Source organism: Ensifer sp., assembly GCF_035999185.1.
Classification (GTDB): domain Bacteria; phylum Pseudomonadota; class Alphaproteobacteria; order Rhizobiales; family Rhizobiaceae; genus Ensifer.
Genome location: NZ_DASYHB010000102.1, coordinates 40527 through 62058, shown reverse-complemented (window position 1 = coordinate 62058; position 21532 = coordinate 40527). Strand labels below are relative to the sequence as shown.

Sequence of the window (21532 nt, the reverse complement as noted above, 5' to 3'; positions counted from 1 at the left end):
CGAGACGTTCGGTGATGGACGCGTAGCGCATGCGGTGTTCTCCCGTTTTCATTGTTTTGTGTTTCCGATCGAGGTGCCGAGCAGCGCTTCGACCGACGACATGGCGATGGCGACCAGTTCGCCCTCGCGAAAGAGGTCGCCTGCAAGACATCCCTCGACCCAGAGTCCGTCGACTAGCCCGTTGATGGCGATGGCAAAGGCCCGGCATGTTTCGGCGTCCGCCGGCTTGCCCTTGGCGGCGAGGAAATCTGCGAGCAGGTCCTGCAGCGAATTGCGGAAGGCGAGATAACCTTCGCGGTGGATTTCCGAGAGCACCGGATCGACCCTGACCTGGCTGATAAAGGCAGCCCAGAGCGAGATGCTGCGACTGTCGGCCACCGGCTCGGTCAGGTTGATCGCGATGAAATCGCGCAGCCGCGTTTCCGGATCACCCTCGACCTGGCTCGCCTTCTCGGTCAGGGAGGCGATCACGGCCCGATAGGCTTCGGCGACCATCTGGTCCTTCGATTCGAAATAGTGACGCACCAGCCCGGCCGTCACGCCGGCGCGGATCGCGATCTGCCTTACCGTCGCGCCCTTCAGCCCGAATTCCGAAATGCAGTCGAGCGTCGCCTCGATCAGTTCCTGGCGCCGTTCGCCTTCCGGCGCCCGATGAAAGCTGCGCCGGTTCATGCCGCAAGCACGGTCGACAAAGGCTTCGGCCGAAACGGGAACATGGGCGACTCCTTTGGGAAATCATGGTTCGGGGCGGGCGTCAAAAAATCGACGATGCGTATTATTATACGCTTGAATAATAGCTGCACAAGTGCAACCATGCCTCTCAACAAAACCGTGACAGGACAAAAATGCCGCACGGAAAATGACAGGGGAACTGTTTTCATGCTGACAACAAAAGCTCGCAGAGCCATGGGAGCGGCGCGCCGATGACGGATGCGGCCCAGGCAATCGCGGTCACTGACCTGCACAAGCGTTTCGGGCCATTGGAAGTGCTGAAAGGTGTTTCGCTCACAGCGAAACAGGGCGATGTCATCGCCATCATCGGCGGCAGCGGTTCCGGCAAATCCACCTTCCTGCGTTGCATCAACCTCCTCGAGCTTCCCTCCGCCGGCACGGTCAGCGTGCATGGCGAGAAAATCAAGATGAAGTCCGACGGTCGCGGCGGTCTGGTGCCTGAGGACCGAAAACAGGTCCAGCGCATCCGCAGCCAGCTGGGCATGGTGTTTCAGAGTTTCAATCTCTGGCAGCACATGACTATCCTCGAAAACGTCATCGAGGCGCCGATCCATGTGCTCGGCAAGCCGAAGGCCGAGGCGATTGCGACGGCGGAAACGCTTCTGAAGCGCGTCGGCCTTTACGAAAAGCGCGACGCCTATCCGGCCTTCCTTTCCGGCGGCCAGCAGCAGCGTGCGGCGATTGCCCGGGCGCTCGCGATACAGCCGCTTGTCATGCTCTTCGACGAGCCCACCTCGGCGCTCGATCCCGAACTCGTCGGCGAAGTGCTCTCGGTCATCGGCGACCTCGCGCGTGAAAAGCGCACGATGATCCTCGTCACCCACGAGATGAAGTTTGCGCGCGACGTCGCCAACCACATCGTCTTCCTGCACAACGGCGTGATCGAGGAACAGGGCCCGCCAGAGGCCATTTTCGGTTCGCCGAGATCGGAAAGGCTGAAGAAGTTCATCAGTTCCATTCACTGAATTCCTGAATGCTAAACAACCAAAAAGGGGAACAGCATGAAGAAGGCATTGAAAGTCCTGGCCGTTGCAGCGGCGATCGCCGTCAGCGGCGGTGTCGCGGCTTCCGCGGAAGCGCTGAAGGTCGGCGTCGCCGCCGAGCCCTATGCGCCGTTCACGGCGCCTGACGCCAGCGGCAAGTGGGAAGGCTGGGAAGTCGAGTTCATGAACGCGATGTGCGCCGAAGCCAAGCTTGAGTGCGTGCTGACGCCGGTCGCCTGGGACGGCATCATTCCGGCGCTGACGTCGAAGAAGATCGACATGATCATCAGCTCGATGTCGATCACGGACGAGCGCCTGAAGACGATCGATTTCTCCGACAAGTACTATAACACGCCGACCGGCATCATCGGCACCAAGGGCGTCGACATCAAGCCAACGCCTGAAGGCCTGAACGGCAAGACGCTCGGCGTCCAGGTCTCGACGGTACACCAGGCCTATGCCGCCAAGCACTTCGCGCCGGCCGGCGTCGAGGTCAAGGAATACCAGACGCAGGACGAGGCCAACAACGACCTCGCGGCCGGCCGCCTCGACGCGGTGCAGGCGGACGCGATCGCGCTCAAGGCGTTCCTGGCGACCGACCAGGGCAAGGAATGCTGCGACTACAAGGGCGAAGTCGCCGAAGACGTCGCGGTCATCGGCCCGGGCGTCGGCGTCGGCCTGCGCAAGGGCGAGACCGAGCTCAAGGACAAGATCAACGCCGCGATCAAGGCGATCCGCGACAACGGCACCTACGACACGTTCTCGAAGAAGTACTTCGACTTCGACGTCTACGGCAAGTAACGCGCAATCGTCCGGTTGGGGATCTGCCGTGGCGTTGTGGACCTGAAGGTCGCACCGCGCCATAGCGCCCGCCGGGCGGAGCGATCGGAGATCGACGACCAATGGCTGCGGATTCGCTCGTCAATTGGGGCCTGCTCTCGCTTTCAGCACCGGGCTGGGGCGGCGTGCTGCTGCAGGGCTTCTTCAATTCCATCCAGATCGCCGTCGGCGGCTTCACGCTTGGACTGGCGCTCGGTATCGGCGGCGCCTTCGGCAAGCTCTATGGCGGCCCGGTGCTGCGCGACCTGCTCGAATGTTACACCACGATCGTGCGCGCGGTGCCGGAGCTGGTGCTGATCCTGCTCCTCTATTATGCCGGCACCGACCTGCTCAACCAGGTGCTCGGCCTGTTTGCCATCGGTCCGGTCGACATCAGCGGCCTGATGGCCGGCATTTTCGTGATCGGCGTCGTGCAGGGCGCCTATTCGACCGAGGTGCTGCGCGGCGCGATCAAGGCGGTTCCCGCCGGGCAAATCGAGGCGGCGCGCGCCTACGGCATGTCGCCGACCAAGGTGTTGCGACGCATCACGCTGCCGGCGATGCTGCCCTATGCCATCCCCGGCCTTTCCAATCTCTGGCTGATCGCCACCAAGGATACGGCCCTTCTCGCCGTCGTCGGTTTCAGTGAACTGACGCTGGTCACGCGCCAGGCGGCAGGCACGACCAAGGCCTACCTCCTGTTCTTCCTTGCCGCCGGCGCGCTCTATCTGGCGCTGACGCTCGTCTCCAACGTCTTCATCGGCATGCTCGAACGCCATGCCCGACGCGGGTTTGCGGTGAACCGATGACCGACGAAACCACCCACGCCGTCGCGTTCACGCCCGAGGATCTGCCGACGGCGAAAAGCTTCTTCGTGCCGCATCGCATCGTCATGATGCTGGTCTTTGCGGCCTTCGTCGTCGCCGTCGCCGTCTTCATGCGGTGGGACTGGCTGCCGCGTTACCTGCCACGGCTCGGCTGGGGCATCCTCGTCAGCCTGATGATGCTGTTCAGCACCGCGATCCTCGGCTTCCTGCTGGCGGTGCCGATCGGCCTCGTGCAGGTGACGGGTCCGTGGTTCCTGAAACTGCCGGCCAAGGTGTTTTGTACCGTGATCCGCGGCACGCCGCTGCTGTTGCAGCTCTGGCTGCTCTATTACGGCCTCGGCTCGCTGTTCCCGCAGTTTCCGGCGATCCGCCAGTCGTTCCTCTGGCCCTATCTGCGCGAGGCCTGGCCCTATGGCGTTGCGGCGCTGACGATTTCGTTTGCGGCTTATGAGGGCGAAGTCATGCGCGGCGCCTTTGCCGGCGTGCCGCCGGGCGAACTTGAAGCGGCGAAAGCCTATGGCATGGGCCGCTGGACGATGTTTCGCCGCATCTGGCTGCCGCGCGCCATCCACCGGGCGCTGCCGACGCTCAACGGCGAAACCGTGCTGCAGCTCAAATCGACGCCGCTGGTTGCGACCGTCACGGTCGTCGATGTCTATGCCGTGATCTCCAAGGTCCGGCAGGAAACCTTCCTTACCTACGAGCCACTGCTGCTGCTGGCGCTCATCTACATGTGCCTCACCGGCATCCTGGTGGTGGCCTTCCGCACGTTCGAAAATCGCATCCCAACCCGCGGTGCCTGACATGAAGCTCTCCCCCTCGATCACCAACGCCATGCCGGAACTCGTCGCCATCCGCCACGACCTGCATGCCCATCCCGAACTTGGGCTGGAGGAGGCACGCACCTCGGCCTTCATCGCCAGGCATCTGGAAAGCCTCGGCTACGAGGTGACAACGGGCCTCGCCAAGACCGGCGTCGTCGGCACGCTCAGGAGCGGCACCGGCACGCGTTCGATCGGTATTCGCGCCGATATCGATGCGCTACCGATCCTGGAAGAAACCGGCCTCGACTATGCCAGTACGACCGCAGGACTGATGCACGCGTGCGGCCACGACGGGCATACGACGATGCTGCTCGGTGCGGCGCGGGCGCTTGCCGAACGGCGCAATTTCGACGGCACGATCCATCTGATCTTCCAGCCGGCCGAAGAGAATTTCGGCGGCGCCAAGATCATGATGGACGAGGGCCTGTTCGACAGATTTCCCTGCGACGCTGTCTTTGCCCTTCACAACGAACCGGGCCTGCCCTTCGGCCAGTTTGCCCTCCGCGAAGGCCCGATCATGGCTGCCGTCGACGAGGCGCGCATCACCGTGCATGGGCGCGGCGGCCACGGCGCCGAGCCGCAGGAAACGGCGGACCCGATCGTCTGCGGCGCCTCGATCGTCATGGCGCTGCAGTCGATCGTGTCGCGCAACATCCACCCGATGGATCCGACGGTCGTTACCGTCGGCGCATTCCATGCGGGCTCGGCCAGCAACATTATCCCCGAGCGTGCCGAGATCGTCGTCGGCATCCGCTCTTTCGAGCCTGATGTGCGCGACGAGCTCGAGCGCCGCATCCGCATGATCGCCGAGGCCCAGGCGACAAGCTTCGGCATGCGCGCCACCGTCGATTACCAGCGTAGCTACGATGCCACCATCAACCACAAGGCCGAGACCGATTTCGTGCGCGATCTCGCGGTGCGTTTTGCCGGCGCCGACAAGGTGGTCGATCTTGCCCGTCCCTTCATGGGCAGCGAGGATTTCGCCTACATGCTGAAGGAACGGCCGGGGACCTACTTCTTCCTCGGCTCGAAAGTCAGCGACGACGACCGGCCGCTGCATCACCCCGGCTACAACTTCAACGACGACCTGCTGCCGATTGGTGCTGCCTTCTGGACCGAGCTTGCGGAAGCCTATCTGCCGCTCCGCTGACCCGCGCCGTCGGTCGCTAACGGTCCGCCCTGCCCGGCGACGCACCATTATGCCGCAGCGCAACATTGCCGCAGTGTGACAACGTGGCGGGCGCGCTGTCATTGACGTTTGGCAAATTTGGCGCAGATTCAAGCGCATGCTGAAACGCCGGCGCAGATATCCCTGTTTGCCCCGGACGACGGCCAATAAAGGTCCCCTGATCGGCGATCGATCACCGGACGAATGATGCAGCAGCCAGAGCGATACGGCCCGCGTCAGCGACGCGGCGCGTCCGTATGTCTGAAAGGATTGCGCCCGTGTTTGAAAGTTTCGATGCGACCCTGCTCGCTCGCTTCCAGTTTGCCTTCACCGTCTCCTTCCACATCATCTTTCCCGCCTTCTCCATCGGGCTTGCGAGCTACCTCGCGGTGCTCGAAGGCCTGTGGCTCTCGAAGAAGGACGAGGTCTATCTCGAACTCTTCAATTTCTGGAAGACGATCTTCGCCGTCGCCTTCGGCATGGGCGTCGTCTCCGGCATCGTCATGTCCTACCAGTTCGGCACCAACTGGAGCGTCTTTTCCGACAAGGCCGGGCCGATCATCGGGCCGCTGATGGGCTACGAGGTGCTGACCGCCTTCTTCCTCGAGGCAGGCTTCCTCGGCGTCATGCTTTTCGGGCTTAACCGCGTTGGTCCAAAACTGCATTTCCTCGCGACCGTCATGGTCGCCATCGGCACGCTGATTTCGGCCACCTGGATCCTTTCGGCAAACTCCTGGATGCAGACGCCGGCCGGTTTCGCAATCAACGAGGCAGGGCAATTCGTTCCTGTCGACTGGTGGGCAATCGTCTTCAACCCGTCCTTCCCCTATCGCCTTACCCATATGGTGCTTGCGGCCTATCTTACGACCGCCTTCGTTGTCGGTGCCTGCGGCGCCTGGCACCTGATCCGTCAGACGGCGCCACGCCGGGCGCGCAAAATGTTCTCGATGGCGATGTGGATGGCGGCGATCGTCGCGCCGATCCAGATCTTTGCCGGCGACATGCATGGCCTCAACACGCTGGAGCACCAGCCCGCCAAGGTGATGGCGATGGAAGGCCACTACCAGAGCCATCCGGATGGAGCGCCGCTGATCCTCTTCGGCATCCCGAACTCGCCCGAAAAGCGAGTCGACTATGCCGTCGAAATCCCCAAGCTATCGAGCCTGATCCTGAAACACGACCTCAACGCACCGCTTGCCGGTCTGGATACCATCCCCGAGGAACTGCATCCCCCTGTCGGCATCGTCTTCTGGTCGTTCCGGGTGATGGTCGGCCTTGGCTTTGCCATGCTCGGCATTGGCCTCTGGTCGCTCTGGTGTCGGTATCGCGGTACGCTCGACAGCAATGTCTGGCTGCACCGGGCCGCAATCGCCATGGGGCCGGCCGGTTTCGTCGCCGTGCTTGCCGGCTGGGTGACGACCGAAGTCGGTCGGCAGCCCTACACCGTCTATGGCCACCTGCTGACGGCGAATTCCGTGGCGCCGATCGCGGCCCCTGCCGTCGCCGCCTCGTTGATCGCCTTCATCATCGTCTATTTCTTCGTCTTCGGCGCCGGCACCTTCTACATCCTGAGGCTGATGGCGCGATTGCCGCGCGATCCGATGCCGGATCTCGACGAGGGACCGCTGCGCAGCTCGGGCATCATGCCCGGCCTTGCCGCCCACGGCGCCCCGCACACCAACACTCACGGAGGCCGTCATGGAGTTTGACCTGCCGTTCATCTGGGCCGGTATCATCGCCTTTGCGGTGCTCGCCTATGTCATTCTCGACGGCTTCGATCTCGGCGTCGGCATTCTCTTCCCGTTCTTTCCGGAAAAGCATGACCGCGACGTCATGATGAATTCCGTCGCTCCGGTCTGGGACGGCAACGAGACCTGGCTGGTGCTCGGCGGCGGCGGCCTGATGGCGGTGTTTCCGCTCGCCTACGCGACCATCCTGCCGGCGCTCTACGCCCCCATCATCGCCATGGTCATCGGGCTGATCTTCCGCGGCGTCGCCTTCGAATATCGCTGGCGCACGCGGCGGGCCGAATATCTCTGGAACTGGGCCTTCTCGGGCGGCTCGATGCTTGCCGCCTTCGCGCAAGGGATCACGCTCGGCGCCCTCGTCCAGGGCATTCCGGTCGAAAACCGTGCCTATGTCGGTGGCTGGTGGGACTGGCTGACGCCGTTCTCGATCATGACAGGCATCGCCGTCGTCGTCGGTTATGCGCTGCTCGGCGCCACCTGGCTTGTCATGAAGACCCATGGCGAACTTGCCGAGCGCGCCCGTGATCTGGCGCTCAAATGTTCTTTCGCCACCGTCGTCGCCATGGGCATCGTCAGCCTGTGGACGCCATTTCTGGAGCCGCTCTACCTCAAGCGCTGGTTCGGCTTTCCGACGGCGATCTTCAGCGTCATCGTACCCGCCCTCGTTCTCGGGTGCCTCTATGCACTGGTCACAGGCATCCGCAACCGGCACGACAGACGCCCGTTCATTGCAGCACTCGGCCTCTTCGTACTTGGCTATGCCGGCATCGGCATCAGCTTCTATCCCTACATCGTGCCGCCGTCGCTGACGATCTGGGATGCGGCAGCCCCTGAGGAAAGCCTGTCGTTCCTGCTCGCCGGCGCGCTGGTGCTGATACCCATCATCCTTGCCTACACCGCCTATGCCTATTGGGTGTTTCGCGGCAAGATCGATCCCGAGGAGGGTTACCATTGACCAGCGAAACCGGAACCGGTCGCAAGCTCCTCTGGTTCGTCGGCCTCTGGTGCGCAGGCGTGGCGGCGGTCACCATCGTCGGCCTGGCGATCAAGCTGATGATCGGAACCTGATCAAGCTGGGGCGGGATGCGGGCGGAAACCGCATGCACTTTTCCTCATCCAGCCCCGTTGATCCCGCTCTAAAAAGCCTCGCTCAAGCTTGGCCGGCTACTTTCTCTCAACACGTCAGCAGGCGATCGCCGCAGACGGAGACAGGACCGCACCCTCCTCCCCTGCCAAGCGATCGCCTGCTGAGGTGACCACGGTGCCGTCGCCTGCTGCGACCCTGTTGCCCCTTCTCATCGAGCCTCCCGTTTGTTAGCAGTGCGCCGCAAGAGCGCCCCGCTTGCTTTGAGCCGAGGGACGCTCGAACATCCTGAATTTCACCGGCTGCAACGGCCGTGTTTCAGGCAATCGGACGAGACAGATGCAAAAGACCCCCGCCCAATGCAACACGATGGCCGACGTGCGTGCCGAGATCGACCGGCTCGACCAGGCGCTGATGACGCTGTTTGCCGAGCGCTGGGGCTATATCGACCGGGCCGCTGAAATCAAACGGCCCTTGAAGCTGAAAGCCGACATTCCCGCGCGGGTCATGGAAGTGCGCAAGAATGCCCGCAAGAACGCTGAGAACTTCCAGCTCGACCCGGATTTCTACGAGGATATCTGGGCGCGGCTGATTGGCCACGCGATTGCCCACGAGCAGAAACTGCTGGGCGAAACGGGCGACGAGTAGTCGCCCGCTTAATCCAAAGCCGCTACAGCGACCTTTGCGCGTCCGACAAGACGCACGGCACTGTAAGCCTCAGCGGCCGAGGATGTAGCGCTGCAGGCGGTCTCCCGCTTCCTTCACCTGGTCCGGATCTCGCAGGAAGCAGGCGCGCATGAACAGCGATCCGCCATCACCGAACGCGGTTCCCGGCGCCAGACCGACGCCCGTCTTGTCGACGATGTCGATCGCAGCGGCGCGCGAATCGGTGACGCCGTCGATCTTCAGGAACGCATAGAGCGCGCCGTCAGGCTTCAACGTTTCCACCCGGTTGGTGGCGATCAGCGCGTCGCAGAAGGCGTCGCGGTTCTTGGCGGCCTTGGCGACATTGGCATCGACGAAGGCGTCGCCCTCATCAAGCGCCGCGACGGCTGCGCGCTGCATGAACTGGGCAACGCCCGAGGTCGAGTACTGCACGAGGTTTTCCAGCACCTGTCCGATTTCAGGCGGCGCCACGATCCAACCGACGCGCCAGCCGGTCATCGACCAGTTCTTCGAGAAGGAATTGACGAAGAGAATTCGATCTCCCTCCTCCATGACGTCGAGGAAGGAGGGCGCACGGGCGCCGGCATAATAGTAAAGCGCGTAGATTTCGTCGGCGATGATCCAGAGACTATGCTTGCGCGCCAGACCGAGGATCGCCGCCAGCTCTTCGCGGGTCGCCGTCCACCCCGTCGGGTTCGACGGCGTGTTGATGAACAAGGCCCTGGTCTTCGGCCCGATCGCCGCTTCCAATCGCTCCAGGTCGAGCTGCCATTTGCCGTGTTCGAAGCGCAGATCGACGGACACGGGCCGCACGCCCGAGAGATCGGCGGCCGCCGCAAAATTCGGCCAGGCCGGCGTCAACAGCACCATCTCGTCACCGGGAGAGGCGATCGCTTCGATCGAAAGCTTGATCGCCTGCATGCCGGAGCCGACGACATAGAAATGCTCGGGCGAAAGGGCCTTCTGGAAACGCCGCTGATAGTAGCGCGAAAGTGCTTCGCGCAGCGGCGGGATACCGCGCTGCCAGGTGTAAAAGGTCTCGCCGGCGGTGAGCGCTTCGCGAGCCGTATCGCTGATGAAGGCGGGCGTCGGCAGATCACCTTCGCCGACCCAAAGCGGGATCAGTCCGTCGCGACCGCGGGCATAGTTCACCACTTCGACGATGCCGCTTTCGGGCGCCGCAAGTGCGCGGGGGCTGATGCTGCTCATGATGGTCATCGACGGGCTCCGGGAGCACGATGGTCCCTGGCCAGAGCGCCGGGCGTCATCGTGAAAGATTCCAATGGATTAGAGCGGAAATTGCCCGCTCCGGACTGCCCGTCGCTTCTAGCCGCTTTCGTCGACGCGATCACGCGACTTTATCTGACCGGTTTATCGATTTCTGTGATGTTTCGCGGCCCCGGCAAGCGGGGCCGCGAATGGAGGACTACGCGCGCTGCTTCAGGAGGTCACGAATTTCGGAGAGCAGCAGGATGTCTTCCGGCGGCGGTGCGGCCGGCGCTTCGTCCTTCTTCTTTTCCATCGAAGCGCGCATGCGGTTCACCGCCTTGATCATCAGGAAGATGATCCAGGCCAGAATGAGGAAGTTGATGAGCACGGTGATGAAGTTGCCATAGGCAAACACCGCGCCCTGCTGACGGGCAGCGGCGAGAGACGTCGCCGTCACGTTGGCCGAAAGCGGCAGGAAGTAGTTGGAGAAATCGAAACCGCCGCCGGTAAGCGCACCGACGATGGGCATCACGAGGTCTTCGACGACCGATGTGACGATCTTGTTGAACGCAGCACCGATGATAACACCGACCGCGAGATCCATCACGTTCCCGCGGGCAATAAACTCCTTGAACTCATTCAGCATACGTCTCTCCGTGTCATCCCCGTTGAAAGCGGCCGGCGGCGCTGTCCCGCGCTGCAACCGTTTACGGAAACTAAACCAAAGAGGGCAGCGAGAAAACCTTTCTTTGTCTTTGGTCAATTAGCACCGGATGGAACCGGTAACGGCAAAGTGGTGCATGACATGGGCCGATTTCTCGTGTCGAGCCTTGGACTTAAGACTTATGCGCGGGCAATTCTCAACGCTGTGGACTTGCCCTATGCTTCACCGCGGAGGAATGAGGCATGCTTTCGGGTTCGGTCATTTTTGCCTCGGCCTTCGCCTATCTGCTGCTGCTGTTTGCAGTCGCAAGCTATGGCGACCGGCGGGCCAGGAGGAACAGCGTTGCGCTGAAGGGCAGACCGCTCGTCTATGCGCTGAGCCTTGCCATCTATTGCACCTCCTGGACCTATTTCGGCGGCATCGGGCTTGCGGCCGAACGAGGGCTCGAGTTCACCGGCATCTATATCGGCCCGATCCTGATGTTTACGCTCGGCATGCCGTTGATCCGCAAGATCATCCGCCTGGCGAAGACCGAGAAGCTGACGTCGGTCGCCGACTTCATCGCGGCGCGCTACGGCAAGAACCCGGCCGTGGCCGCGATCGTCGCCCTGATCTCGCTGGTCGGCGCCATTCCCTATATCGCGCTGCAGCTGAAGGCGATCTCGAGCTCGGTCGCGGCGATGATCAACACCAGCGACTACGGCATCGGTGCGGGGCAGAGCTTCATTGACCTGCCGCTGCTCGTCACGCTGTTCCTCGCCTGTTTCGCAATCGTCTTCGGCACCCGCCACACGGATGCGACGGAACACCAGGACGGGTTGATCCTGGCGATCGCAATGGAATCGCTGGTCAAGCTCGTGGCGCTCGTCACCGCCGGCTTCTACATCGTCTTCGTCATATTCAACGGTCCCGCCCATCTCTGGTCGCTGGCACAGCAGAGCCCGGCAGTGCAGTCAGCTTTGTCCTACGAGACCCCGGTCGCACGGTGGATCCTGTTGATCGTCACCTCGGCCTTCGCGATTATCATGCTGCCGCGCCAGTTCCATGTGACCGTCGTCGAAAACCGCACCGATGGGGAACTGCGCACGGCCGGCATTCTCTTTCCGCTCTACTTGGTCGCAATCAATCTCTTCGTGCTGCCGATCGCCATTGCCGGCATCCTCACCTTTTCCGGCACCGGTGATGCCGACCTCTATCTCCTGACCCTGCCGCTTGCCAACGATCTACCGGTGCTGACGCTGATCACCTTCATCGGCGGCTTTTCGGCAGCGACCGCCATGGTCATCGTCGCCTCGGTGGCGCTGTCGATCATGATTTCCAACGACATCGTCATGCCGGTGTTCCTGCGCCGCAACCTCAGCCAACGCGGCGGTCTGCAGGAAAACCTGGCAGGCACGCTGCTCAACATCCGCCGTTCGGCGATCTTCGTCGTGCTTTTGCTCGGCTACGGCTACTACCGTTCTGCCGACATCAGCGCCGGCCTCGCCTCGCTCGGGCTCCTGTCCTTCGTCGCCATCTCGCAGATGGCGCCGGCATTGCTCGGCGGCCTCGTCTGGCGCCAGGCCAATGCGCGTGGCGCGATCACCGGCATGGTCTCGGGCTTTCTGGTCTGGGCCTACCTGCTTTTCCTGCCGAGCCTCGGCGGCCCCGACAATTCCCATGTGGCGACGACCGTTCTCAGCTTCCTGCTGCCGTTTACCGACATGTTCTCGGGGCCGAACGCTGACCCGCTGGTCAATGCGACGATGCTCAGCCTGCTCGTCAACTGCACCACCTATGTGCTTGCGTCCCTGACACGTACGCCAAAACCGATCGAGCGCTTCCAGGCCGGCATCTTCATCACCCGCAGGTCGCGCACCGAAGGCGCCTTTCGCGGCCGCAAGACCAAGGTCACTGTGCGCGACCTCAAGGCAACCATCGCCCGCTACATGGGCGCTGAGCGCATGCAGCGTTCCTTCCACACCTATGAGCGGCAATCCGGCCGCTGGCTGGACGACAATGCGCCGGCCGACATGGCGGTCGTGCATTTCTCCGAACAGCTGCTCGGAAGCGCGATCGGCTCGTCCTCGGCACGGCTCGTGCTGTCCCTTCTGCTCCAGCGCGGAGACGACACCTCGTCCGACACCGCCTGGCTGCTCGACCAGGCGAGCGAGGCGCTGCAATACAATCAGGATATGCTCAACACCGCGCTTGCGCAGATGGACCAGGGCATCGCCGTTTTCGACAATACCAACAACCTGATCATCTGGAACCGGCGCTTCCGCCAGCTTCTCGATCTGCCAGAAGCTGCCGGCCAGGTCGGCTTCCCGCTTGCCGATATCGTGGCGGTCCTCACCAAGCGCGGCGATATCCGTAAGGAACAGGAAAAGGGCCTGGTTGCCAACTTCCTGACGCTCGACAAACCCTTCCTGCTCGAACTCGGCAACGGCGAGCGCATCATCGAAGTGCGCACCAACGCCATGCCCGACAAGGGCATCGTCACCACCTACACCGACATCACCCAGCGCGTCGCCGCCGACATGGCGCTGAAGCAGGCGAACGAGACGCTGGAGCTGCGTGTGGCCGAGCGCACCGGCGAACTGACCCGGGTAAACCGGGAACTTGCCGAGGCGCGGGCTGCTGCGGACGAAGCCAATATCGGCAAGACGCGGTTCTTCGCCGCCGCCGGCCACGACATCCTGCAGCCGCTCAACGCCGCCCGCCTCTACTCCTCGTCGCTGGTAGAGCGGCTCGGCGAGTCCGACAACAGCACGCTGGTCGAAAACATCGATTCCTCGCTGGAATCGGTCGAGGCCATTCTCGGCGCCGTGCTCGATATCTCGCGTCTCGACACCGGCGCCATGAAGGCGCGTGTGCAGTCCGTCCCGCTTAATGAGCTTCTCCGCAGGATCGAGACTGACTTTGCCCCGATGGCGCGCGCCAAGGATCTTAAGCTCGTCGTCATGCCAACCTCGCTCGTCGTGCGTAGCGACCCGAACCTTTTGCGCCGCGTCGTGCAAAACCTGGTCTCGAACGCCATCAAGTACACGCTGACCGGCAAGGTGCTTGTCGGCGTGCGCCGGCGCGGGGCAATGGCAACGATCGAGGTGCTCGATTCCGGCATCGGCATTCCCCAGTCGAAGTTTCGCACCGTCTTCAAGGAGTTCGCCCGGCTCGACGAGGGCGCGCGCACGGCTTCGGGCCTCGGTCTCGGCCTGTCGATCGTCGACCGCATCTCGCGCGTGCTCAACCATCCGGTCAGCTTGCAATCGACGCCGGGCAAGGGCACGGGCTTCAAGGTCACGCTTCCGCTCGATGCGACCGCTGGCGAGCGCGTGGCCGTCCGCCCCGTCGCCGCCAGCAAGGCAAGCGATGCGTTGAACGGCCTGCGCGTGCTCTGCATCGACAACGAACCGCGAATTCTCGAGGGCATGAAGGTGCTTTTGTCCGGCTGGGGCTGCGTCGTCAGCACGGCGGAATCCGTGGCCGCCTGTGCCGGGATCGAAGCGCACTCAAGCGAACGGCCGCATGCGATCATCGCCGATTACCATCTCGACGACGGCACGGGGATCGAAGCGATCGCGAAAATCCGGACACAGTTTGGCGAGGTGATACCGGCCCTGCTGGTCACCGCGGACCGCTCGCCGGAGGTGCGCGCGGCGGCCGAGCGCGATGGCGTTGCAATCCAGAACAAGCCGGTGAGGCCAGCGGCTATGCGGGCATGGTTGACGCAGCTTTCGACCGCCGCGCGCGCTGCCGCAGAGTAAGGATCACAGGTGGCGTCGGCAAATGAAGCGGGTGTGGGCGCGGGCCTTGTCAGGCTGCGGCAACGGTACCGATCTTCGAAAGCTGGATGACCGCCTGGGTGCGGCTATCGACGTTGAGCTTCAGCAGGATCGCCGAAACATGCGCCTTGATCGTCGCCTCGGAGACGCCGAGTTCATAGGCGATCTGCTTGTTGAGCAGACCTTCGCCGAGCATGCTGAGGACCCGTGACTGCTGCGGTGTCAGCGTCTGCAGCCGCTGCAGCAGATCGGCAACCTCGGGCTCGTACTCCTGCGCCTGGTCGTAGCCGGCCGGCACGAAAACCTCGCCAGCCATAACCTTCTCGATGCCATCGCGGATTTCGTCGATACCGGCCGATTTCGAGAGGAAACCGGAGGCCCCGAGGTCGAGCGCACGATGGATCGTTGCCGGATCGTCATGGGCCGAGACGACCATGACCGGCAGGCTCGGAAACTCGGCGCGCAACGCAATCAGCCCGGAAAGACCGCTGACGCCCGGCATGGTCAGATCCAGAAGCAGGAGATCGGCGTCCGGACAATCGGCCGCGGCCTTGCGGGCAGCGGCGAAATCGCCGGCCTCGACGATATCGGGTGCGCCGTCCATGCCGCTCAGGGCCTGGCGCATTGCGCCACGAAACAGCGGATGGTCGTCGGCGATGATGATGGTCATGTCCGGTGTCATGCTGCTCCCTCCCAAGAGCCCGGGATGAAATCTACGCGCCCCCACGCGCTGATCCGCAGCCCGCATGGCCGATCGGGCATCTCAGGTCTTCTGCGGCTCCTGAGCGGGGTCGCTGCCTTCGAGATCCTTCACGATATCCATGAACTTACGCATCATTCTTTCCATGATGCCCATTGCCCGGTCAATCTCTTCCTCGGCCGGAACGTCCTGTTTTGCGACGCTGTCACCGGATTTTGCGGCCTTTTCCAAAGCCTCGACCCGCTTCGTCAGAAGGTCGATCTCCTGCTCGAACGCGGCCCGTTCGTCGGCCGCCATGCGGCAGACAAGCTGGCTGTCCTTTTCCTGGCAAAGCGATACTTCGCCGGTCTGGGTATCGAGCCTTGCAATGCCGGTTTCGGACTTCTGCATGCTGTAGCGACCGGGTGCTGGATCCTGGGCACTTGCGCCGCCGGCGATTGCCAGACCGGTACCGATCAGAAATGCGACAGTAACGTTTCTCATGACGTCCTCTCCGTTGCGATTGGCTGCGAACGTCTTTCGACACATGAACGGGAAGAGCAAAATCGCTCTTCACAAGGGATTATGCGCGAATCGGCGTCCTTCTGCGATGGACAATCGCTGATATTTGCGGCAAGGCCACGACATAAGATTACGGGGACAGACGGGCACCATGGGTTCCATCATCTACAAGATCGTTCCGGCCTCACTCTGGCAGGAAGCCAAGCGCAGCGGACGTTTCGACGGCGCGCCGGTCGATCTCGCCGACGGTTTCATCCATTTCTCGACTGCCGAACAGGCCGTGGAAACGGCGGCGCGTCACTTCGAGGGGCAGGAAGGCCTGTTGCTGGTTGCCGTCGACGGCGATGCGCTCGGCGAAGAGCTTGTCTATGAGCCCTCGCGCGGCGGTGCCCTCTTCCCGCATCTCTACGCCCCGCTCTTCCTCTCAGCCGTCGTGTGGGAAAAACCGCTGCCACTTGGCGCCGACGGCCTGCATCGCTTTCCGGACTTGAACGCATGAACCCGCTTACCACTCTCGCCCGTCGCGGCCTTTTCCTGTTTGATCCCGAAGCCGCCCACGGCCTGTCGATCAAGGCGTTGAAAACCGGGCTCGTGCCGAGCTGTCCGACCAAGGCTGACAAGCGACTGTCCCAGACGATCGCCGGCCTTGAGTTCCCGAACCCTGTCGGCATGGCGGCCGGGTACGACAAGAACGCCGAGGTGCCGGAAGCGCTCCTGCGGATCGGCTTTGGCTTTACCGAAATCGGCACCGTTACGCCGAAGCCCCAGTCCGGCAACGACAAGCCGCGTATCTTCCGGCTGGTCGAGGACGAGGCGGTGATCAACCGCCTCGGCTTCAACAATGAGGGCCATGGCGCTGCCCTCGCACGGCTGAAGGCCTGTTCGCGGGATGCACTGATCGGCGTCAACATCGGCGCCAACAAGGACAGTGTGGATCGCATTGCCGATTATGTCAGCGGCATCCATACGTTCTATTCAGTCGCCCGCTACTTCACCGCCAACATCTCCTCGCCGAACACGCCGGGCCTGCGCGACCTGCAGGCGCGCGAAAGCCTATCCGCCCTGCTGTCGGCCGTGCTTGCCGCGCGTGACGAAGAGGCGTTGCGCAGCAACCGCCGGGTTCCGGTCTTCCTGAAGATCGCGCCGGATCTCACCGAAGAAGGCATGGACGATATTGCGGCCGAGGTGCTTGCGCATGATCTCGACGGCCTGATCGTCTCCAACACGACGCTGTCCCGTGACGGCTTGAAGGACCAGGCCCAAGCGAAGGAAGCCGGCGGTCTCTCCGGCAAGCCGCTGTTTGAAAAGTCGACGGCGGTGCTTGCCCGCATGCGCAAGCGCGTCGGGCCGAAGCTGCCGATCATCGGCGTCGGCGGCGTCAGCTCCGCCGAGACGGCAGCGGAAAAGATCCGCGCCGGCGCCGACCTGGTGCAGCTCTATTCCTGCATGGTCTATGAGGGACCGGCCCTGCCCGGCCGTATCGTGCGCGGCCTCTCCGATCTCTGCGATCGCGAGAAGCTCGCCTCGATCCGCGATATCCGCGACAACCGCCTCGACTACTGGGCCGACCGGAACGTCTGACGCGCCTTTGCCGGAATCCTGGAAAGCAGGAACAGACCGCGCATCAACAGGAACAGGTTGAGACCCGCCCACAGGCCATGATTGCCGAAGGCGGGGACCAGCACGGCAAGGGCTGCGAGATAGCCGACGAAGGCTGCAATCATCATGTTGCGCATCTCGCGCGACCACGTGGCGCCAATGAACACCCCGTCCATCAGGAAAGCCAGCGCGCCGGTCATCGCCGTCAGCGCCGCCCATGGCAGGTATTCGTCGGCCATGGCTCGCACGTCAGGGGCCGTGGTCAAGAGGTCGACGAGCCCTTTGCCAAACAGCAGGAACGCAACTGTCGTCACCAGCGCCAGCGCCAGCGACCACGCGGCGGTGAGCCGCAGCGCGCGATCAAAAGCCGGGCGATAATGCGCGCCGACCGAGCGGCCGATCAATTGCTCGGCCGCATTGGCCAGGCCGTCGAGATAATAGCCGGCGACGAGGAAGATGGTCATCAGCACCGCGTTTGCCGCCAGCGTCACCGGGCCGAAGGCGGTGCCGATGCGCGTCATTAGCGTGAAGGCGGCCAGAAGCACGAAGGAGCGGATCATGATGTCGCGGTTAAGGCCGAAGAGCGGCTTCAGCCGTTCGCGATCGAAGATTTCGGCCCAGCCCGGCGCATCCTTGGCGTCGAAGCGGCCATAGACGATGCCAAAGCCGACAAGTGCGCCAACGATCTCCCCCGTCACGGTCGCGAGCGCGACCCCCATCACGCCCCAGCCGAGAACGAGGCCGAGCAGGATCGACAGCACGATGTTGATGCCATTGATCAGCGTCTGCAGCATAAGGCCGATCGTGCCCTCGCCGCGGCCGAGTACGAAGCCGAGAATGGCGTAGTTGGAAAGTGCTGCCGGACCGGAGATGATGCGACAGAGGAAATAGGTGCTGGTGACAGCCGCCACTTCCGGTTCCGGCCCCATCAGCCAGAGGCCTCCGGACAAAAGAAGCGGCGAGATGAGAATGCTGACGGTGCCGCAGACAAGCGCGATGATCAACGACCGCCAGAACACCGCCTGCTGCTCGCGTCGGTCGCCGCGGCCATAGGCCTGGGCAACGAGGCCGGTCGTCGCTGCCCGAAGGAAATTGAAGGTGGTGAAGATCAGGTCGAAAATGATCGCGCCGATCGCCAGCCCTGCGAGAAGCTTCGCCTCCCCCATCCGTCCGACGACGGCGGTGTCGACGAGCCCGAGCAACGGCGTCGTCAGGAAGCCGAGCGTCATCGGCAGCGCGATGGCAAGGATCAGCCGGTGCGTGACGTGAAACGGGCCGGCGGGGTCGCTCGGCGAGGCGGAAGATGCGGCGGTCATCGAGCGGTCCGGTCGTGATGGGTGAGCGATAACCGTTTTAGGGAATGATCACGGGCGGATGCAAGACGTAACTTGCTGTTGAACGATGACGGGCGCACATCCCGTTCAGCGTGCGCCAAAGCGCCCTCTACTCGGGCTTAACGCGAGGACGAGCCCTCTCCCCGCAGGCGGGGAGAGGTGACCTGGCAAGCGCAACCTGCCTCGGCAACGATCGAAGGACGTTCCGGTCAGCGGTCACAGTGGATTGGGAGAGTGCGGCAATCCGCCTTCTGCCCGCCTGCTCAGCCCGAAAGCACCATCGCCCAGAAGGGCCGGTTGCCCGAAGCGCTGTTCTGGGCGACCGCAACGCCGAGGCCGCGATAGTTGCCGAGCATGTTTTCGAGATGCTTGGGCGACTTGTACCAGGCGTCATAGGCGCGCTCGGCATCGTCCTGGCCCATGGCGATGTTTTCTGCCGCCGGCAGCGTCACGCCCTGGCCCTTCATCCGGTCGTAGAAACTGTCGTTCCAGCCGATGAGATGCTGCATCTTGCCGGCCTTGGCCATGCGGGCGGCCTGGTTCATGGCGGCGGCTGACGCGGCCTTGTCCGCGACGAGCGGGCTCAGGCCTTTTCCCTTGCGCAGGCTGTTGACATAGCCGAGGCTCGCCTCGGTCTGGTCGCTGCCGGCACCACTGCCGGGCGTCAGCACCTGCGACGTCGTGCAGCCGGCCAGTGCGCCGAGCGAGAGTATGGCAGTGGCCCGCAGCAGGCCGCGGCGTTCGATCACAAGAAAACGGTCCTGCATCGTCAACGCCGGAAGCTCAACACGCGCAGGATGACGAAAGCCGGAACGACGATCACGGCGCCAAGCAGCAAGTAGTCGCCAACGCGACCAAGGGCCGAAAAGCCCGTGTACCAGAGGTCGAGCAGGAAGTTGCGGACGGCGAAGTAGATGTCGGTCGGATACCAGCCGAACATCCTCATGACGAAGCCGACGAGGATCGACACCACGATGAGCTTGACCAGCACACGCAGCGGCGAGTCACCCAAGAATTTGTTCATTCCGTCCGACATCCGCGAACTTCTCCTGTTTGTCTTCACATAGGCCGCGATCGGCGGCGTCGCAACCCAGCCAAGCCCTGCTGTGCGGCCAAGCTCCCAGTTTCAGCCAGATTCCGCTTGTATTTTGCAGCTTCCGGCGTCAGAAGCGCTGATCGCAACCAACATCTCACATTGATGACGCTCAACCAGCTCTCCTCCGGCGACCTGATCGCCGACCGCCGCGCTGACTACGCAAAAATGCTTGCCGAGGGCGGCGAGCCCGCAAGTGCTGCCGAACTCATGGCACAGGCGCTGGAACGGGCGCCGGATTGGGCAGCCGGCTGGTTTCGGCTCGCGGACTATGAGGAAAAATCGGGCCGGAAAGAGGCGGCGATCGAAGCGCTGAGAAAAACCCTGGCGCTCAGCCCCGAAGACATCTTCGGCGCCGGCCTGAAATTGGCGCTGCTGGGTGCGGCCGGCGTGCCCGAGCAGCCGCCAAGCCTCTATGTCGAACGCCTCTTTGACGACTATGCCGATCGCTTCGACCAGGCGCTCGTGGAGAAGCTTGGCTATACGGTTCCGCAGAAGCTGGCGGCCCTCCTCCAAAGCCATACCGGAGGCCTGATCTTCGAGCATGTAACCGATCTCGGTTGCGGCACCGGCCTCTTCGGCGAACGCATCCGGGATCAGGCGCAGTTTCTTGAAGGCTTCGACCTCTCCGTCAACATGCTCGCCAAGGCCGAGGCGAAATCCACCTATGACCGGCTGGCCCGCGCCGACCTTTCGCTTACACCCGATGCCTCCGGCATCTTCGGCAACTTCGCCCCAGAGCGTGCCGACCTCGTCAGCGCCGCCGACGTTTTGATGTATCTCGGCAATCTCGACAGCGTCTTCGACATCACAACCCGACTGCTTGCGGGCAACGGATACTTCGCGTTCTCGGTCGAAGATGCCGGCGACATCGCGGATTTCGTGCTGCGGCCATCGTTGCGCTACGCCCATGGCGAGGCCTATGTCCGTTCTCTCTGTGCGGCCCATGGTCTTGAGCTCATTGCAACCGAACGCACGGTCATTCGCATGGACGCAGGTGAACCGATCTTCGGCATCCTGTTCCTGGCGCGCAAACCTGCATAAAACGCAAGGCAGGGTCGCAAAAATAAGTCAGCATTACTGACATATTTTTCTTGATTGTTTTTGTGCATTGCAGCATTGCTTGGCCATCGCAATCGAGGATTTGCCATGGCCCAGCTCAGCAGTGTTTTCGGTCTCTGGAACACCAGCCCGACCCGGCATACGGCCGTGGAGGATCTGCAGGGCATCTTCACCGGCAGCCTGATTGCAGCACTCGGCCTCTATTTCCTGGCAAGCGCCGGTCTGCTCACCGGCAGCACGGCAGGCGTCGCGTTCCTGCTGCATTATGCCTTTGGCATCAACTTCGGCCTTGCCTTCTTCCTGCTCAATGTGCCGTTCTTCTACCTGTCGCTGAAGCGGCTCGGCCCAGCCTTTACGGTCAAGACCTTCATCGCCATCGGCCTCACCTCGTTCCTGACGGATATCCAATCGCGCCTCTTCCAGATCGGCACGATCCAGCCCGCCTGGGCGGCCCTGCTCGGCGGACTGCTTCTCGGCTACGGCCTGCTTGCGCTATACCGACACCGCGCCAGCCTCGGCGGCGTCGGCATTCTCGGCATCTACCTGCAGGAGCGCTTCGGCATTCGTGCCGGCCTCGTGCAGCTCGCGATCGACATGGTCGTGCTGGTCATCGCCTTCGGCGTCACCTCGCCCACGGTCGTCGCCTGGTCGGTGCTCGGCGCGGTCGTCCTCAACCTTTTCGTCGCCATCAACCACCGCGCAGACCGCTATATCGCGCTCTAACGTTTTTTCTCCAGAGCATCGATCGGCCCGCA

At 63.0% G+C, this 21532-nt stretch carries 21 protein-coding genes; 13 read left to right on the top strand and 8 right to left on the bottom strand.

The window, feature by feature from the left end:
- Positions 1 to 48: 48 nt before the first annotated feature.
- Positions 49 to 672 (bottom strand): TetR/AcrR family transcriptional regulator, encoded by a 624-nt coding sequence (locus VGO04_RS11415; RefSeq protein ID WP_327496071.1) that lies wholly within the window; start codon positions 670 to 672, stop codon positions 49 to 51.
- Between the two features lie 251 nt (positions 673 to 923).
- Between VGO04_RS11415 and VGO04_RS11410 the strand changes: the two genes are divergently transcribed.
- The 8 genes from VGO04_RS11410 (at position 924) to VGO04_RS11375 (ending at position 8833) form a co-directional block, all read left to right on the top strand.
- The gene (locus VGO04_RS11410) at positions 924 to 1697 is read left to right on the top strand and encodes an ABC transporter ATP-binding protein (protein ID WP_327496070.1); all 774 of its coding nucleotides are present in this window, start codon (positions 924 to 926) and stop codon (positions 1695 to 1697) included.
- Between the two features lie 36 nt (positions 1698 to 1733).
- Positions 1734 to 2516: a transporter substrate-binding domain-containing protein gene (locus VGO04_RS11405; RefSeq protein ID WP_327496069.1), complete on the top strand. Its 783-nt coding sequence runs from the start codon at positions 1734 to 1736 to the stop codon at positions 2514 to 2516.
- A 101-nt stretch (positions 2517 to 2617) separates the two neighbouring features.
- A complete protein-coding gene (locus VGO04_RS11400) occupies positions 2618 to 3343 on the top strand; it encodes an ABC transporter permease (protein ID WP_327496068.1) in 726 nt (241 codons plus the stop codon).
- Positions 3340 to 4164: an ABC transporter permease gene (locus tag VGO04_RS11395; RefSeq protein WP_327496067.1), complete on the top strand. Its 825-nt coding sequence runs from the start codon at positions 3340 to 3342 to the stop codon at positions 4162 to 4164. The genes VGO04_RS11400 and VGO04_RS11395 overlap by 4 nt, the downstream gene beginning before the upstream one ends.
- 1 nt (position 4165) lies before the next feature.
- Positions 4166 to 5335 carry a M20 aminoacylase family protein gene (locus VGO04_RS11390; protein ID WP_327496066.1) on the top strand — a complete coding sequence of 390 codons (1170 nt, stop codon included), beginning with the start codon at positions 4166 to 4168 and terminating at the stop codon, positions 5333 to 5335.
- A 296-nt stretch (positions 5336 to 5631) separates the two neighbouring features.
- Positions 5632 to 7062, top strand: coding sequence for a cytochrome ubiquinol oxidase subunit I (locus tag VGO04_RS11385; RefSeq protein ID WP_327496065.1), 1431 nt, complete (start codon positions 5632 to 5634; stop codon positions 7060 to 7062).
- A complete protein-coding gene (gene cydB, locus VGO04_RS11380; RefSeq protein WP_327496064.1) occupies positions 7052 to 8056 on the top strand; it encodes a cytochrome d ubiquinol oxidase subunit II in 1005 nt (334 codons plus the stop codon). The genes VGO04_RS11385 and cydB overlap by 11 nt, the downstream gene beginning before the upstream one ends.
- Positions 8057 to 8524: 468 nt before the next feature.
- The gene (locus tag VGO04_RS11375) at positions 8525 to 8833 is read left to right on the top strand and encodes a chorismate mutase family protein (RefSeq protein WP_327496063.1); all 309 of its coding nucleotides are present in this window, start codon (positions 8525 to 8527) and stop codon (positions 8831 to 8833) included.
- Positions 8834 to 8902: 69 nt separating this feature from the next.
- Here the strand turns inward: VGO04_RS11375 and VGO04_RS11370 are convergent, their stop codons facing one another.
- On the bottom strand, positions 8903 to 10069 hold the full coding sequence (locus VGO04_RS11370; protein ID WP_327496062.1) for a pyridoxal phosphate-dependent aminotransferase: 1167 nt from the start codon (positions 10067 to 10069) through the stop codon (positions 8903 to 8905).
- A 208-nt stretch (positions 10070 to 10277) separates the two neighbouring features.
- Positions 10278 to 10706 carry a large conductance mechanosensitive channel protein MscL gene (gene mscL, locus VGO04_RS11365; protein WP_043613162.1) on the bottom strand — a complete coding sequence of 143 codons (429 nt, stop codon included), beginning with the start codon at positions 10704 to 10706 and terminating at the stop codon, positions 10278 to 10280.
- A gap of 260 nt (positions 10707 to 10966) precedes the next feature.
- Here mscL and VGO04_RS11360 point away from each other — a divergent pair, with 260 nt between their 5' ends.
- A complete protein-coding gene (locus VGO04_RS11360) occupies positions 10967 to 14470 on the top strand; it encodes a PAS domain-containing hybrid sensor histidine kinase/response regulator (RefSeq protein WP_327496061.1) in 3504 nt (1167 codons plus the stop codon).
- A 49-nt stretch (positions 14471 to 14519) separates the two neighbouring features.
- Here VGO04_RS11360 and VGO04_RS11355 read toward each other — a convergent pair whose 3' ends face one another.
- Positions 14520 to 15170, bottom strand: a complete 651-nt coding sequence (locus VGO04_RS11355) for a response regulator transcription factor (RefSeq protein WP_327496060.1) — start codon at positions 15168 to 15170, stop codon at positions 14520 to 14522.
- An 81-nt stretch (positions 15171 to 15251) separates the two neighbouring features.
- Positions 15252 to 15671 carry a hypothetical protein gene (locus VGO04_RS11350; protein WP_327496059.1) on the bottom strand — a complete coding sequence of 140 codons (420 nt, stop codon included), beginning with the start codon at positions 15669 to 15671 and terminating at the stop codon, positions 15252 to 15254.
- Between the two features lie 169 nt (positions 15672 to 15840).
- Between VGO04_RS11350 and VGO04_RS11345 the strand changes: the two genes are divergently transcribed.
- Both VGO04_RS11345 and VGO04_RS11340 read left to right on the top strand, forming a co-directional pair.
- Positions 15841 to 16188: a DUF952 domain-containing protein gene (locus VGO04_RS11345; RefSeq protein ID WP_327496058.1), complete on the top strand. Its 348-nt coding sequence runs from the start codon at positions 15841 to 15843 to the stop codon at positions 16186 to 16188.
- On the top strand, positions 16185 to 17270 hold the full coding sequence (locus VGO04_RS11340) for a quinone-dependent dihydroorotate dehydrogenase (RefSeq protein WP_327496057.1): 1086 nt from the start codon (positions 16185 to 16187) through the stop codon (positions 17268 to 17270). The genes VGO04_RS11345 and VGO04_RS11340 overlap by 4 nt, the downstream gene beginning before the upstream one ends.
- Here VGO04_RS11340 and VGO04_RS11335 read toward each other — a convergent pair.
- The 3 genes from VGO04_RS11335 to VGO04_RS11325 all read right to left on the bottom strand — a co-directional run bounded on the left by VGO04_RS11335 (position 17246) and on the right by VGO04_RS11325 (position 19658).
- Positions 17246 to 18604 (bottom strand): MATE family efflux transporter, encoded by a 1359-nt coding sequence (locus tag VGO04_RS11335; RefSeq protein WP_327496056.1) that lies wholly within the window; start codon positions 18602 to 18604, stop codon positions 17246 to 17248. The genes VGO04_RS11340 and VGO04_RS11335 overlap by 25 nt on opposite strands.
- Before the next feature lie 281 nt (positions 18605 to 18885).
- Positions 18886 to 19389, bottom strand: a complete 504-nt coding sequence (locus VGO04_RS11330) for a CAP domain-containing protein (protein WP_327496055.1) — start codon at positions 19387 to 19389, stop codon at positions 18886 to 18888.
- A 2-nt stretch (positions 19390 to 19391) separates the two neighbouring features.
- Positions 19392 to 19658, bottom strand: coding sequence for a DUF6460 domain-containing protein (locus tag VGO04_RS11325; protein WP_327496054.1), 267 nt, complete (start codon positions 19656 to 19658; stop codon positions 19392 to 19394).
- Positions 19659 to 19820: 162 nt separating this feature from the next.
- On the opposite strand from VGO04_RS11325, the gene VGO04_RS11320 reads away from it, so the two are divergent.
- Positions 19821 to 20759 (top strand): methyltransferase, encoded by a 939-nt coding sequence (locus tag VGO04_RS11320; protein ID WP_327496053.1) that lies wholly within the window; start codon positions 19821 to 19823, stop codon positions 20757 to 20759.
- Positions 20760 to 20864: 105 nt separating this feature from the next.
- A complete protein-coding gene (locus VGO04_RS11315; RefSeq protein WP_327496052.1) occupies positions 20865 to 21500 on the top strand; it encodes a YitT family protein in 636 nt (211 codons plus the stop codon).
- Positions 21501 to 21532 lie beyond the last annotated feature (32 nt).

Coding starts and splice junctions, on each gene's coding strand:
- VGO04_RS11390 (WP_327496066.1), top strand. CDS start 4,166: ATGAAGCTCTCCCCCTCGATCACCAACGCCATGCCGGAACTCGTCGCC.
- VGO04_RS11345 (WP_327496058.1), top strand. CDS start 15,841: ATGGGTTCCATCATCTACAAGATCGTTCCGGCCTCACTCTGGCAGGAA.
- VGO04_RS11320 (WP_327496053.1), top strand. CDS start 19,821: ATGACGCTCAACCAGCTCTCCTCCGGCGACCTGATCGCCGACCGCCGC.
- VGO04_RS11335 (WP_327496056.1), bottom strand. CDS start 18,604: ATGACCGCCGCATCTTCCGCCTCGCCGAGCGACCCCGCCGGCCCGTTT.
- VGO04_RS11350 (WP_327496059.1), bottom strand. CDS start 15,671: ATGAGAAACGTTACTGTCGCATTTCTGATCGGTACCGGTCTGGCAATC.
- VGO04_RS11370 (WP_327496062.1), bottom strand. CDS start 10,069: ATGACCATCATGAGCAGCATCAGCCCCCGCGCACTTGCGGCGCCCGAA.
- VGO04_RS11400 (WP_327496068.1), top strand. CDS start 2,618: ATGGCTGCGGATTCGCTCGTCAATTGGGGCCTGCTCTCGCTTTCAGCA.
- mscL (WP_043613162.1), bottom strand. CDS start 10,706: ATGCTGAATGAGTTCAAGGAGTTTATTGCCCGCGGGAACGTGATGGAT.
- VGO04_RS11360 (WP_327496061.1), top strand. CDS start 10,967: ATGCTTTCGGGTTCGGTCATTTTTGCCTCGGCCTTCGCCTATCTGCTG.
- VGO04_RS11315 (WP_327496052.1), top strand. CDS start 20,865: ATGGCCCAGCTCAGCAGTGTTTTCGGTCTCTGGAACACCAGCCCGACC.
- VGO04_RS11410 (WP_327496070.1), top strand. CDS start 924: ATGACGGATGCGGCCCAGGCAATCGCGGTCACTGACCTGCACAAGCGT.
- cydB (WP_327496064.1), top strand. CDS start 7,052: ATGGAGTTTGACCTGCCGTTCATCTGGGCCGGTATCATCGCCTTTGCG.
- VGO04_RS11375 (WP_327496063.1), top strand. CDS start 8,525: ATGCAAAAGACCCCCGCCCAATGCAACACGATGGCCGACGTGCGTGCC.
- VGO04_RS11405 (WP_327496069.1), top strand. CDS start 1,734: ATGAAGAAGGCATTGAAAGTCCTGGCCGTTGCAGCGGCGATCGCCGTC.
- VGO04_RS11330 (WP_327496055.1), bottom strand. CDS start 19,389: ATGCAGGACCGTTTTCTTGTGATCGAACGCCGCGGCCTGCTGCGGGCC.
- VGO04_RS11325 (WP_327496054.1), bottom strand. CDS start 19,658: ATGTCGGACGGAATGAACAAATTCTTGGGTGACTCGCCGCTGCGTGTG.
- VGO04_RS11415 (WP_327496071.1), bottom strand. CDS start 672: ATGAACCGGCGCAGCTTTCATCGGGCGCCGGAAGGCGAACGGCGCCAG.
- VGO04_RS11395 (WP_327496067.1), top strand. CDS start 3,340: ATGACCGACGAAACCACCCACGCCGTCGCGTTCACGCCCGAGGATCTG.
- VGO04_RS11355 (WP_327496060.1), bottom strand. CDS start 15,170: ATGACACCGGACATGACCATCATCATCGCCGACGACCATCCGCTGTTT.
- VGO04_RS11340 (WP_327496057.1), top strand. CDS start 16,185: ATGAACCCGCTTACCACTCTCGCCCGTCGCGGCCTTTTCCTGTTTGAT.